The sequence below is a fragment of the Psychrobacter sp. AOP31-B2-9 genome (assembly GCF_052378005.1).
Classification (GTDB): Bacteria; Pseudomonadota; Gammaproteobacteria; order Pseudomonadales; family Moraxellaceae; genus Psychrobacter.
Genome location: NZ_JBQSXG010000022.1, coordinates 20,487 through 34,974, shown reverse-complemented (window position 1 = coordinate 34,974; position 14,488 = coordinate 20,487). Strand labels below are relative to the sequence as shown.

Here is a 14,488-nt window from a genome sequence, read left to right as displayed (position 1 = left end):
AACTTTAGTATAAGAATCTAGGATACTCTCGTATTACCAGAGCCAACATCAAGATGCAGGCGTACACTCAAGTATTTTTAATACAAACATAATTATTCCCATTAGACCTCTTGCAAAAGTCAGATATTAAGCTCAAGATTTACCAGTCCTGCGAACAGCTTCATTCTTAAATCATAACGTTGACGTCGATTACGATAGCGTTCAGCCACAATTTTGAATAGCTTAATCAGACCTATTTTATGCTCAACCAGAATACGACATTTTGCCAAATATTGATTGGCCTGTTTGCAAAGCGCTAGCAACTCACCGCTTTTTGGTTTCTTAAAGGGGATAAAGGTCTGATCGTGTAGCTTGGCTATACCTTGATAACCGCTGTCTGCTAGATAGCTGGTATTTTTAGGCAGCCAATCAGGACAAGTTTGTTTATAAAGACTAAAGTCATGTACTGAACCGTTGCAGGTTTGCACATCCAATATCAGTCCTGTTTGCCAATGTACGATGACTTGCGCTTTTAAGGTATGTTGTTTCTTTTTTCCACTGTAGTACTGTTTTTGGTTTTTTTTGGCCGTTCAATGGGCGTTTCGGTGGCATCAATGATGACCGCTGACCAATTGATATCCTCAGGCTTACCGTGTGGCAGTTTTCGTGGCAAATCAAATCTGCCTGAGTGGATAAGGATGTCTTCTACTCTTCTGACAATGCGACTGGCAGAGGACTCATGAACGTTGAAGTCCACACCAATATGATAAAGGGTTCGGTATTCACGCCAATAGGTCAGTGCGAGTAAAATCTGCGCCTCTAAGCTAAGTTCACTTGGACGACCTGATTTGGTCTTGGAAGCTTCATGCTCTTGCATGGCTTCTAGCATTTTCTCAAAAGTGGCTTTGTGGATGCCAGTATAACGTTTAAAACCTGCATCGCTCTGTTCAAGTAGTTTGGCTATATTTGGCATATCTTTTAAATATTTAGGGTTCAGTTATAGTCTTTGAGTCTTGAAACTACTTTTGCAAGAGGTCTATTATTTAACTAATATAATTAAGTTATAGCTGTTTAAAACACTTAAGAACAACTTCCATCAAGTTAATCGATAATACAGGTATGCTATAAATACACACACATTGGCGAGCCTGCGACAGGGTCGGTAATCACTTTGGCTTGCACATCGAATATGTCAGCCAGCATCCCCTCCGTCATCACCTCATGAGGGCTGCCCATCATTTGCAGTTCGCCTGATTTTAGTACCACTAACAAATCACAATATCTCGCCGCTTGGTTAAGATCATGTAGCACAACGATGATGCTTTTACCCTTATCCTTTAATTCCCGTATGAGTCGCATCAGCTCTATTTGGTAAGAGATATCCAGATAAGTGGTCGGTTCATCAAGCATAATAATATCGGTGTCTTGGGCTAAAATCATCGCAATCCAAGCGCGCTGCTGTTGTCCGCCTGACAAAGCTTCAAGCGGCGTATCAGCCAAAGAATCAATCGCCATCTCATGCATGACCCTATCTACTATCTGGTTATCGGTAGCACTTAGCTTGCCCCAATGTGAGACATAAGGTGTCCTACCATATTCAACCAATTGTCTAACACTCAAGCCTTCAGGATTGGTCTGCACTTGTGGCAATACCGATATCTGACGGGCAATCTGCCGATTATTTAACTGCGCCATATCTTGTTTTCTAAGTAAAATACTACCCGATTGCGGTTGAATCAAGCGGCATAAACCTTTTAACAGTGTCGATTTTCCGCAGCCATTTGGACCAATGAGCCCAATGACTTTATTTTCTGGCAGCTCAAGTGACAAGTTTTTGATAATATGTTGACCACCATGATAGCCAAGCTGGAGTTCATTCACTGATAGCATCACCACCCCTTATAGCGCGATAGCAGAAAGATAAAATACGGCGCACCAATCACCGAGGTTAAAACGCCAGCTGGTAATTCAATAGGTGCAAATAGACTGCGTGCCAATACATCTGCGCTGACTAAAATGATCGCGCCTATTAGCGCTGACGCTGGTAATAAGATGCGGTGCTGATGCCCAAAGAGCAATCGTGCGATATGCGGTGCAAGCAGTCCAATAAAACTAACCGTCCCTGCCACCGATACAGCCAAACTCGCAATCACCACTGCGATGAGTAAAGTGCTAAATTCTAGTGGTTTGACTGATACACCAAGATGATACGCTGTCTCCTCACCCAGCCCCAGCACATCCAAACGCCACGCTAAATACATGCTGATGACCATCAACGCGGCAAATATAACAGTCAGCATAGGAATATGTTGCCAGCTGCGACCCCACAAGCTACCGGTCAACCAAATCATTGCCGTATTGATTTCAACGGGATAAAGCACCAACAAAAAATTAATCCCACTGGCTAAAAAGGCACTAATGGCGACGCCAATCAGTGCCAAGCGTGCTGGCGTAGGCTGAGATATTTGTGCCAGTAGAATAATAAAACAAAACGCCAATAAGCCGCCAAGTAAGGCTGCGACAGATAACCACCACGTTGGGGCGGTAGGAAGCATAACCAGTAACAAAGTCGCGCAGAACCCTGCGCCAGCACTGATACCCATTAAGTCAGGTGAGGCTAACGGGTTACGAATAACCCCTTGCACTAAGGAACCTGACAGACCAAGACTTGCGCCCACCAATATGGCCAATAGCGTGCGCGGCAATCGATGCTGCCAAACAATAAAATCTTTGTCACCGCTAAATCCTTGCTGTAAATGCTGCCAGATTTGTACTAGTGTTAATTCACTGGCACCAAAGAATATACTGCTAATACTTAGTATAAATAGAAGCACTATAATTAGTCCCACCGCCCTACTTGCCGATTTACGAGCAAATAATGAGTGTAAGAGCGATGCAGAAGCGTTGGTTCTTATTGTCATTTGTTACTTACTTTTATTTTTTGATAAAGGGTTGCTTGATAAAGTATTGAGTCACTTTTGATTAACATAAGCACAAAATTAGCCGTCTTGATTAACTATCCAGTCGCCGTCTGCATGCTAGCGCAATAAAAACGGGTGTCCCAATCAATGCCGTTAATAAGCCCACCGGTGTCTCTGCCGGATAAGCCACTGCCCGTGACAAGACATCTGCCCATACTATCAATATACTGCCAAGCAGCATTGATAATGGTAAAAGCTGCTCATACGCCATGTTCGATACTTGTTTTAACAGACGCTTGGCAACATGCGGGACAATCAAACCTACAAACGCAATGGGACCTGCTACCGCCACACTGACCGCCGTTAATATAGTAATCAATGCCCCGCACGACCATTGCAATGCTCGCAAGTTTATCCCAAGGCTGCTCGCCACTTCATCGCCCAGCACCAAGACATTTAATTTAGGTGATAGCCACCAGCCATAACCCAAGGTCAGCAGCGATATAATTGCAAGCATAGGAATGGACTCCCAGCGCGTATTGGCAATAGAGCCAGCTAGCCAATACAATACCCCATACGCCTGCTCATCCGTGGTAATCAGCGCCGCTCGTGTCATACCGACCAGCAGCGCATTGATAGCAACACCCGACAAGATAAGACGGACAGGATGCACCGGACGACCAGAAAAGTAACCTGCCAATCCTGCAACAAGAGCACAAGAAAGCAGTGCGCCGACCAGCGCTTGTAAAAAGGTAGAGGTTAAAAAGCTAACCCCTAAGCCAATAGAGGATAAGGCCACCACACAAGCTGCCCCCGCATTGATACCCAATACCGCAGGAGAGGCCAGTGAATTTCGCGTCATCACCTGCATCAGCAGTCCTACTACCGCCAAATTAGCACCGACTATAATCGCCACAAGGACGCGCGGCAGGCGAATCTCTATTAATAATTGCGCGGCTAATGAGGCTTGAGTATTGTGCTGCGTCAATAACGAAAATAAATCCGTCAGCGACAGGGTGAATTTTGAATACGCCGTTAATCCTTGCCAGCAGCCAATCAGTAAAATGACTAATAACCCACACCATAATAACGCCCGTATTATCGGACGCTTTACAATAGAAGGTTTAAGTGAGATAGAAGATGAGCGGCTCAGTTTTGTCTCAACCATAAAAGCCGCCCTGCTTTAAACAGACAGTCTTGTAATGGCACATTAATTTGACTCTTTTACAGAAGGACTTGAACCTTCTGCGCCTTGGCTCGATGCAATCTCAAGCAGCTCAGCGGTCATGTATTCAGCAGATTGCATACTGCGATTAAGCGCCCAATAATTGGGATCGACTTCGATGACCTGATTGTTTTTAACCGCCGTTAGCTGATTAAATAATGGTGAGGACTTCCATTCATCATAAATAGTATGATCGTTATAACGCCCAATCAATAGCCAATCAGGATTGGCCGACAATAATTGCTCCAAACTGGTTGCGATATACGCCTCACCTGTTTGCTCAGGAATCGGACTTTTGATACTTAGATGATTAAGTAAGCTGCCAGCATACGAGCTTGGACCATGTAGCCACATGCCTTTATCACTGATAATCGCAAATTGAACGCTGTGGTTAGCAAGAGGAGTGGTTGCCAATTGCGACTTTAAATCTGCCATCTTCTTTAGATGGGTATTGATAACTTGCGACATTTTTTTATCTTGGTGGACGATATGACCGACCAATTGCGCCGTCTGGATATTTTCCACATAACTCTCACCGCGGCTTTTTAGTACGACCGACGGTGCGATGCGATTCAGCTCATCGGCGATGACCGTATGACGCTCATCATCGGCAATAATCAGATCAGGTTTTAAATCAGCAATGGCCTCAAGGCTTGGCTGATAGCGTGAACCGACCGAGGTGTAATCCGAGAGTTGTTTGGTAAACTCGGCAATAATACTGTCAGGCTTATTGTCATCGGCGATACCAACTGGCGTCAGACCTAACGCTAATGCATCCCCTAAAAATGAGTATTCCAAAACCACAATACGCTTCGGGTCATTCGGATAGTTACTTAGATTGGGCAAACGTACTTTAATTTCTTCATCGGTTAGCAGAAGCACGCCATTATTGTCGCTCATGTCACGACTGGCATTTGACTGAGTGGCTGCTACCGATATGTCATTATCAGCATTCAATGGTAGCGTTGCCGTAGCATTGTTTTTTTGATTGATAATAAAAACAATGCCGCCAACGACAATCAATACGATGACCAATAAAGGTAGTATAAGCGTGAGCTTTGGACGTTGATTCATAAATAACCTGTCTTACTATCATGAAATGGATCGAGCTCTAGGAACATAAGAGTTTGGCGTTAACACTTACTCGTTAAAACTCATAGTTATACGTTAACAGCCACGTTCTTGGCGCACCAAGCCCAATTTGATTTTTGCCCGAGAGGCCATTAGTAGCCCCCAGCGCATATTCTTTATCTAGAGCGTTATTTAGATTCAACTGCAGGTTATGTTTGCCCATGCTATAGGCGGTCATTAAATCTACGGTCGTATAACCCGCTAGCTCGACTGCCTCTGCATCTCCGGCATAGCGATCACTAATATAGTTCACACCGCCGCCAATACGCCATTGGTCATCAGGTTGATAAGCTGTCCATAACGAGAACGTTTGGTTCGGTACATCGTTTGGCGTTAGGCCCGTTTTTTTATCTTCTGCGTCAATATAGCTATAACCTGCAGACACATCCCAGTTATCACGTAGCTTACCTCGTGCCTCTAACTCTAGACCTTGATGACGGAACTCATCTTTATCTGTCACTTCGCGATTGTCATTGGTTTTTGGGTCTTCTTTATCAATGCGATAGAGAGAGGCATTGAGCATAATATCGTCATTATTTAAATACGTTTTCACCCCAATCTCTTTTAGGTCGGTTTGATACAGTGCGCCCAATTTTGGATTGATAAACGTTCCAGAATAAGGTAGCTGCCATGAACGCGCTACGGTGGCATAAGCAGAGGTGGCATCATTAAACTTATAGACGACGCCTGTGCGGTAGCTGAATTTGTCGTCGTTAAGTCCACTATCCTTACCATTAGCGCTTTGACTCAGGCGCATATTGTCATAGCGGACGTTACCCACCAATGACCAGTCGCCAATATGATAGACATCTTGCGCAAAGACGCCGACATTTTGGGTGCTGTTTTTACGAAATTTAGGAAACCCTGGGTTGGGGGTTGAACCTGCGCTTGGGTTGGTTGCCGATGTGGGTGGTACATTTTTATCAGTAGCAAGGGTTAAATCAATGTCAATGTCATTGTAATCAGCGCCAAATAATAATTCATGGTTGCCTTTATTCCAAGCTAGCTCTGACTGCAACGTTTTGCTGGTGCGTGGGTCATAACCAAAATTATTAACGGTGCGCCCAACTTTGTCATCCTTCACATCTGCTGATGACTGACGGGTGCCTTTTTGTTCTAACGTGATATGGCTGTATGACACCCGATTGGTCCATTTAAGATCATCGTTGATATCAAACTCATGATTGACCGCCGCATGCCAAGTGTCTGAATCTTGGTAATCATTGGTGCCGCCATAAAAGGTATTGACGGGCACATCAACCGGTTTGCCATCTTTGGAGGGTACGCCGCGATAAGGCACAAGATGCTGACGCATAAAATCAAGGGAGAAATCTAGGGTTTGCTGATCAGTCGGCTGCCAGCGCACTGTCGGGGCAATAAAGACATCGTTTGAATCGACATGATCGACGAAGGAGTCACTACGGCGATACTCAGCATTGATACGCGCGTTGACGGTATCTGATAATTTATGGGAGCTATCGACACGCGCCACAGCTAAGCCATCGCTACCCACTTGCGCTTGCACCTTATCGAAGTCATCGCTTTCCGCTTTTTTGCTGACGAGGTTAATAATACCACCAGCACTGCCGCGACCATATAAAGCGCCTGCTGGTCCTTTGACCACCTCTACGCGCTCGACATTGGCAAGGCTACGATAGGACTGCAATTTGCCATCATCGCGCATGCCATCGCTATAGACATCGTTCAAGCCGTTAAACCCGCGCATAACAAACTCATCTCGGCTGCCCTCACCCAGTGTATTGTTTAAACCTGCAACACCTTTCATAGCGTCCATCACACGCACTGCACCCCTATCTTCTAGCTCGGTCTTAGTAACAACCGATACCGACTGTGGCACCTCTAACCATTCTGTCTGTGTCTTAGTTCCTGATGTTGGCGCATAAGCGGCATAACCTTCATATTTTTTGGCGGTGACCACAATAGGTGCAAGCGTTACAGATGGCTCTGTTGTTGATAGCTGGTTAGGTGTTGCTTGAGCAAGTGATGACGTGCTGAACGCCATCACCAAACCTGTTGTTGTTATGGTTAACCAAAGTTGAGCACGAACCGCGATTACTAGTCGCTTGGGTGGTTTATTAGGCATATACAGGACCATAGAATGCGTGAAGAATAAGTGAGAATACCAACTCTTAGCGAGCAGCGTTTAAGGTAGAAATCTTTAAATAACGACTGGCTATTTGATTATTTTCTGCTGAAATACTTAAAACAAAAATAGCGTCTTAAGCTTATATCCTCTATGTGTATGAATGATAATAGTCTTGCAAATGATAACCATTACTGTTTATAATTGCAACGTTTTAGTAACACTGTCCATTTTCAACTCTTATAAATACACGCTAAATACTTGGAATAATTATGGTTATTTTTTTTAAACGTTCAGCACTTTGTTTAGCGTTGCTTTGTATTTATCAACAAAGTAGCGCTGATGTAACACCTGCCAGCAAAAAAACCAGTTCTAAAACGCATTCAGACAGCGCCATCAATCATCAAGCAGAGACACAAATACCTTCCTTTACCGCAGCGCCAATCATTGTCACTGCAGAAACATTAGGTGATTCTAGTGCTAATCAGGTAAAAGAATTTGCCGGTAATCGCACGGTAATTGATAACGATTTCATTAAGAAAACCGTGAGCAACTCAATTGACGGTGCATTACAGTTTATCCCAGGTGTCAAAATTGACGATGAAACGGGTACAGGTGTATTACCTAACATCTCTATCCGCGGTTTACATGCTAGCCGCAGTGGACAGGCGCAATTTTTAATGGATGGCATTCCGTTAACCTTAGCGCCTTACGGTCACACCGGTCAGTCTATCTTTCCAGCGACCCTTGATAATCTTGAGCGCATCGATGTCGTACGCGGCGGAGCTGCAACCCAATATGGTCCAAATAATGTCGGCGGTGTGATTAACCTCATCACCAAACCTATTGCTAAAGAGACTCAAACTGAAATTGGCACCAATTTAACCGTCTTTGAGAAAAATGGTAAGCCATTGACCAGTTTATACGCGCGGCACAGTCGCTGGTTAAATGACAAATTAGGTGTACAAGTAGAAGCCAACGGTATTAAGGGCGATAGCTTTAGAGATCACTCAGACACTGAAGTCACTAATCTACAAGCCAAAGCACTTTGGTATATTGACGACAATCAGGAACTAGAAGGGTTCTTGCAATACTATGATGCCGACACAGAAATGCCGGGGGCACTGTCGCCCTCTGCCTATGACCAAAATATCGAACAGAGCCAGCGCCCATTTGAAGCATATCAAGGCAAATCAACGCGCTGGCATGCTAAGTACAAAAACTACTTAGATATCGGTGATGAAGCCGTCTTAGACCTGACGACCTTTGGACATCATGCTACTCGTAACTTTGAGTGGGGATTTAACTCACAAGCGAACAAACAGGGCGTACATTGGGCAGACCCTGCTATTGCAGCAGACAGCCTGCGTACCTCACCTCGTGAGTTTACTGTTTATGGCGTGGAGCCGAAGTTTTCTGTGAAGCTTGGTGATGGCAAAAATATCAAACATCACTTAATTAGTGGCATGCGCTACGTCAATGAAGATATCGATTATAAACTGACGCAAACCAAGCTTGCGGATGGCACGACCACCACGCCCCGTAATTGGAATCTACAAACCGATGCATGGGCCGCTTACCTTAGCGATGAGATGAGCTTTCTGGATGAGCGCCTAAAAATTACCCCCGGTATCCGTTATGAAAATGCAAAAATGACGTTTAATGATGCTGGTAATAATACGCAAACAGACAACACCATTACGGAATGGCTGCCTGGACTCACAACGTCTTATGCCTTAAATAAATCTGATGATAATCTATGGCTGATTTATGCCAACGCGCAGAAATCGCTTAGAACGCCGCAAATTGCTGATATTCGCGGTATCGGTGAAGAAGGCAGTGAGCTGGCATGGAACTATGAAGTAGGTACACGCTATACCACCGATAACCTGCAAGCCAATTTAGGACTGTATCGCATAGATTTTAAAGATCAGCTGCAATGGAATAGCCGCGATCAGAGCTTCGATAATGTGGGTCGTACACTGCACCAAGGCTTAGAGACTGCCATTACTTATAGCACGAAAACATTCGAAAACTTGGATGTTGGTCTTAGCTATAATTATCTCAATGCCACGCTGCAAGAAGGAAAAGATAAAGGCAATCAACTGCCGTACAGCTCGCCACATCAGTTGGGCTGGCACGCCAGTTATAAGCATCAAGATTATAATGCCACTTTATCTGGTGTTTACTATGATAAAGCTTATGCTGATAATGCCAACACGGTAGCAGAAAGCAAAGACGGCGGCATTGGCGAGATACCTGCTTATCAAGTTTGGAACTTGAGTCTACAAAAAACATTGCAAGACACCAAGAATGAAAAGCTGTCTGTTCAATTCGGTATTAACAATTTATTTGATGAGCAATATTATTTCCGTGGTATCGATACCAGTCCAGTTGGTCGCTATCCTGCGCCCGGTCGTTCGTACAAGTTGGGACTCAACTATCAATTTTAAGGGTTAATAAATCCTAATTCTTAAATACCTTGCAACGATAAAAGTAAATCTGAAATGGATTTGCTTTTATTTTCAATAATATATTGTAACTTGCCTGTCTCTTTTATCAATTTTCACTGCTTACCTTCGCATTTAAACCCCTCTCTTAAAAACTTTTAGTAGATTTCAGACATTAATAGGACATTATTTTTTGCAACTTACTTGCAAATGATTATCATTATCATTAATATCATGAGCATGAAAAATAACATCTCTGTTTATTCTTTATTTTTGGTTCATCAAAAAAGGAAAGCTCTATGTCCTATGCGACGGTTCTGATCACTCATGTGGTCAATGATGCAGTTATTGAAGGTTTTATCCCTGCCTTATTGAAATTTAGGCACGCACCTGACAGTCAATTAATTATCATAACCGATGATAAAGACGCACACATGGATGCGTTAATAGCAATGCCTCTAGGGGCGCAAATCAGCATTCTGGAATGCGATGTGTTTAATCCTTTAGCAATCATTGATACCTTAAACAATCATCATATCTTGCCCAATCTGGTCTTTAGTAATAGCGACCATCTACAAGCCGCAACCGCCATCGTCGCGGACTTCTTCCATCTTCCTAGTAAAGACTGGCGTCATTGCTTAGTCTTTAAAGACAAGTACTTAATGAGAACACAGCTACAATCTGCTCACTTATACCAAGCTGGATATCAGCTGCTAAACGCCAAAGACTTATACCTTGACACTTGTGCCATCGACAACCTTACTATCAACAATCCTGCCATCAGCTTTCCTTTAGTTGCCAAACCCAAGCAAGGCGTCGCGAGCATGGATGTGCAGCTTTGTATGGATAAAGATGAGCTACTCAGCTATTGCCAAGATTTTTGGCAGTCAAAAACCTTACCTATTTTAGTTGAGTCCTATGTGGCTGGGCGCTTAATGACATTAGAGACACTTAGCGATGGTGAGCGTTTGGTGGCGGTAGGCGGCTTTGAAGTAACGTTGACTGAGCCGCCACATTTTGTAGAGCTTGATGCAGTGTGGAACACGCCCTTATGTGTACAGTACCGTGAGCGCTGTTTGGCGATTTTACAAGATATCGGTGTGGGGCTTGGCGTCTGTCACAGTGAGTTTATTATTACCCCAACGGGCGCGATACATTTGGTTGAAATCAACTATCGCAGCATCGGCGATGGCAGAGAGTTTTTATTAGATGATATGGCGCACTACCCTTGGTTTGATACCATTATTCGACTACATCAAGGGGTCAGCATTGCTGAGCTAGAGACCGAGTACGGAGCACTTGCCATCAGCACCCATGCACGCATTCATTATATTGTTGCACCTCAATCTGGCACCATTTGCACAGCACCCAGCCCCTTTAATAAGCAAATGCAGCAGACAACTCTCATCCATCAGCCGCTAAAACAACAACATCAAACCATTCACCTTACCCACTCTAATAAAGACTATTTAAGCCGACTACTGGCTTATTCTGATTGTGAAAACACCATAAATGACGTACTAAACGATGCCATAGCAAGTTTGCAATGGCAGTTTGACGCATAAACGTGAGATCTACCTGTTACCTATTTAACTTTTAGTTTTTAACTTGTTATATTTTGAGAATTTATAATGGACAAACAATATATTACCGAACGCTTTATCAACACCTGTATCCGCGAAGATGTCTATGGCTTGCTATCAGATAGCACTATTATAGAAACAGAATTTGATCTTCCTAACCTTCCAGAAGTGCTAAAACAGCAAACATTATGGCTAGAGATAACCTCACCTGACCAAACCAATTGCTTGCCTGTTGCGGCCAGTGATTATATGCAATATTGGCAACTTGCCAGCCCAATGTGGCTGCAAAAAAACTCAGACGGTTACGCTATCAAGCATGATTATAAAGATTTTGTCGCTGTTCTCAAGCAGTTGCCAGATGCCTCTGAGACTGCGCTTGATAGCTATCTGCTTGAGCTTGATTGTGCTACCGAACACCGGGCGTTAGCACGCCGAGGGTTTGAGTCTCAATGCTGCTATCTTGTACGTAATATTACTGAATACCCAAGCTGGTCTGAGCGTTTGCTATATGCCGATCAAGTCGCCTCGTATTTGGATCATCCTTATTATCCGACTGCCCGAGCCAAGCTTGGCCTAGACGCATCTGATATTGCAGCCTATAGTCCAGAATTTGCACCAACCTTTCGCCTACATTGGGTTGCTATCTCAAAAACATTAGCCACTATCAGCACCAAGCTACCTGATATTTGGCCAAGCTTTGCCGACGTCGGTCTCAGTCGTGATCTGCAACAGACGCATTACCTATTCCCAGTACATCCGCTCACCTTGACGCTGCTACAACAGCATGCTCTCAAGGAGGCGTCGCTACAAATTATATTGGCCCCCAAGTCAGCGCTCAGCGTACAACCAACCTTATCTGTGCGCACGGTGGTGTGCTGCGATGCGCCAAATATCCATATCAAAGTACCGCTCATCGCCCGCACCTTGGGCAATAAAAACGTGCGTCTCATCAAACCCTCAACCATTTATGATGGTCACTGGTTTCAGCGTACCTTACAGTTGATTGAAAAAAATGATGCTGCGCTGCAAGGGTGTTATGCCCATTGCGACGAAAGCCTAGGTGGTCATATGGGCGATGATAAAACCCTCGCCTTTATCGTCAGACGCTATGATGACATTAATCTAATGGGTAAAACTCCTGTCCCGGTGGCAGCATTTGGCAGCGTCATGCCGGATGGTCGCCCCTTTGTCAGCCACTTAATTGATATTTTTTATGACGGGGATAGTCAGCGTTGGTTAAAAGACTACATTGGCCTGTTGTGCCATGTCCATTTGACACTTTGGATAAAATACGGCATTGCGTTAGAAGCCAACCAGCAAAATGCTGTCATTGTCTTTGATCACCATAGCCGCACGATGACCTTACTTATGAAAGACAATGACTCTGCACGCCTTTATCCACTAAGGTTTAACACGGCCATGGCGCAAGCTGGCCTCGACAACTTGATAGACATCAAGGCGATTAAAGATCAACGTATCGTCGTCGAAGATGAGTTGGCGTTGGCGCAGATGTTTTTGACCATCACGCTCCAGCTCGACATCACCGCCATTATCGAGATGATGAGCGCCCATGCCATCATCGATCGTCATCAGGCCTATCAAACCCTCCTAAGCGGTATTGATACGACATTACACAGCTTATCCAAGCAAGGTTACGACACTCATCTTGCACAGCAAATCTTATTAGAGAGCCAGCATTGGTATATCAAATACTTGCTGTCTGCTGGCAGTCTGTTGTCAAAAGAGCAGTCTGGCGCGACTGATATCAATAAGTTTTATGGCAAATCAGCACCCAACACCTTAAAGCTTATGCAGCGACACAAGCAGGACTCGTAATGAACTATCGAATGATGGTGGCAATTGTCCTATGTTGTCACTACCTGTCTGCGTTTTCTGCGTTAGGTATGCCGTTGTTTTTGCCAATCATGCTCCAAGAGCTAAATGCGCCATTGCAATCAGGCTGGGTTGGGTTGCTGTTTATACTACCGACCCTGATGACCGCCATCGCTGCCAGATACTGGGGACGTTTTGCTGATACGTATGGTCGCAAGACCTCCTTGTTACGGGCGGAGCTTGGCTTGGCGGTGGGGTTTTTGATATGCGGATTTTCCCAGTCTTTATGGCAGCTTATCATCGGACTGAGCGTTCAGGGGCTGTTTGGCGGGACAATGGCGGCATCAAACGCTTATTTGGCAACAAGTATCACTGATAAAAACGCCTTACAACAGATGCTAAATTTTACTCAGTTTTCGGCGCGGCTTGCCCTGATTTCCGCCCCAATTGGGCTGGGATTTTTGGTGCATCATTACGAGGTGTTAAGTTTGTATCGCGTGCTTGCCATCCTGCCGCTCTTAGCCCTACTGCTCAGCTTTTTGCTAAAAAGAGACGTTATCAAAGCAGACAATATCGATACAAGCCCCAAGACTACCCAATTGCCAAAAGCATCTACAACAACCAAAAATGACAACGGTAACAGTAAAAAAGCCAAAAGCGATAAAAAGCAGACCCATGACTCAGTGCAAGCAATAACGGGCGTAACTTTTTTCGACAATCCTTATCTGTTTATATCGCTGCTGCAGTTTTTCTTAGCCTTTTGTATGGTAGCGACTTTTCCATACTTTTTGCCATTTGCCAAAAGCTTTGGGCTTAGCAGCGCTGAAATAGGACAGTTATATGCCATGCCTCATGCCATATATCTGATCTGCCAGCTGCTCTATGGACGCATCAGTCATCGTATGCCAGCAATGTCCTTAAGCCTTGGTTTTGCGGTATTAGCGAGTGCGGTTTTACTGCATATGACGGATTATCTTGCCTTGATTTGGTTGGCTAGAATGCTATTTGGCGTTGGCATGTTTATGTGTTACCAAAGCCTGCATGCACAAATGGCGGATACCAATCAGTCTAAACATAGCGGCAAAATATTCTCTCGCTATGATGCGCTAGCAAAATGGGGCGGCGTGCTAGCAGGATTGTCAGTCACTTTATTTGTACCGATGTTTGGTTTGCTCTCTCCGTTTGTTCTCTCAGCAATGATGGCAGTTATCGCGATAATAACCATCAAAATGTATCAAGAAAAATATAGCAAGACTGTGTAA

At 44.3% G+C, this 14,488-nt stretch carries 11 protein-coding genes; 4 read left to right on the top strand and 7 right to left on the bottom strand.

The annotated features are described in order from the left end of the window. Window positions 1-119: 119 nt before the first annotated feature. The 7 genes from ACT3SX_RS04465 to ACT3SX_RS04435 all read right to left on the bottom strand — a co-directional run bounded on the left by ACT3SX_RS04465 (window position 120) and on the right by ACT3SX_RS04435 (window position 7,360). Complete coding sequence (locus ACT3SX_RS04465; RefSeq protein WP_442062683.1) at window positions 120-500, bottom strand: transposase family protein; 381 nt, start codon at window positions 498-500, stop codon at window positions 120-122. 11 nt (window positions 501-511) lie between these two features. Then, window positions 512-952 (bottom strand): transposase family protein, encoded by a 441-nt coding sequence (locus ACT3SX_RS04460; protein ID WP_201501705.1) that lies wholly within the window; start codon window positions 950-952, stop codon window positions 512-514. Window positions 953-1,101: 149 nt separating this feature from the next. Then, window positions 1,102-1,869 (bottom strand): Fe(3+) dicitrate ABC transporter ATP-binding protein FecE, encoded by a 768-nt coding sequence (gene fecE / locus ACT3SX_RS04455; RefSeq protein WP_055125553.1) that lies wholly within the window; start codon window positions 1,867-1,869, stop codon window positions 1,102-1,104. Then, window positions 1,869-2,813: a FecCD family ABC transporter permease gene (locus ACT3SX_RS04450; RefSeq protein WP_314884587.1), complete on the bottom strand. Its 945-nt coding sequence runs from the start codon at window positions 2,811-2,813 to the stop codon at window positions 1,869-1,871. Before ACT3SX_RS04450 ends, fecE begins: the two co-directional genes overlap by 1 nt. A 178-nt stretch (window positions 2,814-2,991) precedes the next feature. Then, a complete protein-coding gene (locus ACT3SX_RS04445; RefSeq protein ID WP_442062678.1) occupies window positions 2,992-4,068 on the bottom strand; it encodes a FecCD family ABC transporter permease in 1,077 nt (358 codons plus the stop codon). Window positions 4,069-4,110: 42 nt separating this feature from the next. Next, entirely contained in the window at window positions 4,111-5,199 is a 1,089-nt protein-coding gene (locus ACT3SX_RS04440) for an ABC transporter substrate-binding protein (RefSeq protein ID WP_201560742.1), read from the bottom strand. A 73-nt stretch (window positions 5,200-5,272) separates the two neighbouring features. After that, window positions 5,273-7,360 (bottom strand): TonB-dependent receptor, encoded by a 2,088-nt coding sequence (locus ACT3SX_RS04435; protein WP_442069613.1) that lies wholly within the window; start codon window positions 7,358-7,360, stop codon window positions 5,273-5,275. A gap of 272 nt (window positions 7,361-7,632) precedes the next feature. Here ACT3SX_RS04435 and ACT3SX_RS04430 point away from each other — a divergent pair, with 272 nt between their 5' ends. The 4 genes from ACT3SX_RS04430 (at window position 7,633) to ACT3SX_RS04415 (ending at window position 14,488) form a co-directional block, all read left to right on the top strand. After that, entirely contained in the window at window positions 7,633-9,813 is a 2,181-nt protein-coding gene (locus ACT3SX_RS04430) for a TonB-dependent receptor family protein (RefSeq protein WP_442062671.1), read from the top strand. A 296-nt stretch (window positions 9,814-10,109) separates the two neighbouring features. After that, window positions 10,110-11,375 (top strand): ATP-grasp domain-containing protein, encoded by a 1,266-nt coding sequence (locus tag ACT3SX_RS04425; RefSeq protein WP_193007785.1) that lies wholly within the window; start codon window positions 10,110-10,112, stop codon window positions 11,373-11,375. 66 nt (window positions 11,376-11,441) lie between these two features. Next, window positions 11,442-13,229, top strand: a complete 1,788-nt coding sequence (locus tag ACT3SX_RS04420; RefSeq protein ID WP_442069614.1) for an IucA/IucC family protein — start codon at window positions 11,442-11,444, stop codon at window positions 13,227-13,229. Beyond that, entirely contained in the window at window positions 13,229-14,488 is a 1,260-nt protein-coding gene (locus tag ACT3SX_RS04415) for an MFS transporter (protein ID WP_442069616.1), read from the top strand. The genes ACT3SX_RS04420 and ACT3SX_RS04415 overlap by 1 nt, the downstream gene beginning before the upstream one ends.

Coding starts and splice junctions, on each gene's coding strand:
- ACT3SX_RS04425 (WP_193007785.1), top strand. CDS start 10,110: ATGTCCTATGCGACGGTTCTGATCACTCATGTGGTCAATGATGCAGTT.
- ACT3SX_RS04420 (WP_442069614.1), top strand. CDS start 11,442: ATGGACAAACAATATATTACCGAACGCTTTATCAACACCTGTATCCGC.
- ACT3SX_RS04460 (WP_201501705.1), bottom strand. CDS start 952: ATGCCAAATATAGCCAAACTACTTGAACAGAGCGATGCAGGTTTTAAA.
- fecE (WP_055125553.1), bottom strand. CDS start 1,869: ATGCTATCAGTGAATGAACTCCAGCTTGGCTATCATGGTGGTCAACAT.
- ACT3SX_RS04435 (WP_442069613.1), bottom strand. CDS start 7,360: ATGCCTAATAAACCACCCAAGCGACTAGTAATCGCGGTTCGTGCTCAA.
- ACT3SX_RS04415 (WP_442069616.1), top strand. CDS start 13,229: ATGAACTATCGAATGATGGTGGCAATTGTCCTATGTTGTCACTACCTG.
- ACT3SX_RS04445 (WP_442062678.1), bottom strand. CDS start 4,068: ATGGTTGAGACAAAACTGAGCCGCTCATCTTCTATCTCACTTAAACCT.
- ACT3SX_RS04430 (WP_442062671.1), top strand. CDS start 7,633: ATGGTTATTTTTTTTAAACGTTCAGCACTTTGTTTAGCGTTGCTTTGT.
- ACT3SX_RS04440 (WP_201560742.1), bottom strand. CDS start 5,199: ATGAATCAACGTCCAAAGCTCACGCTTATACTACCTTTATTGGTCATC.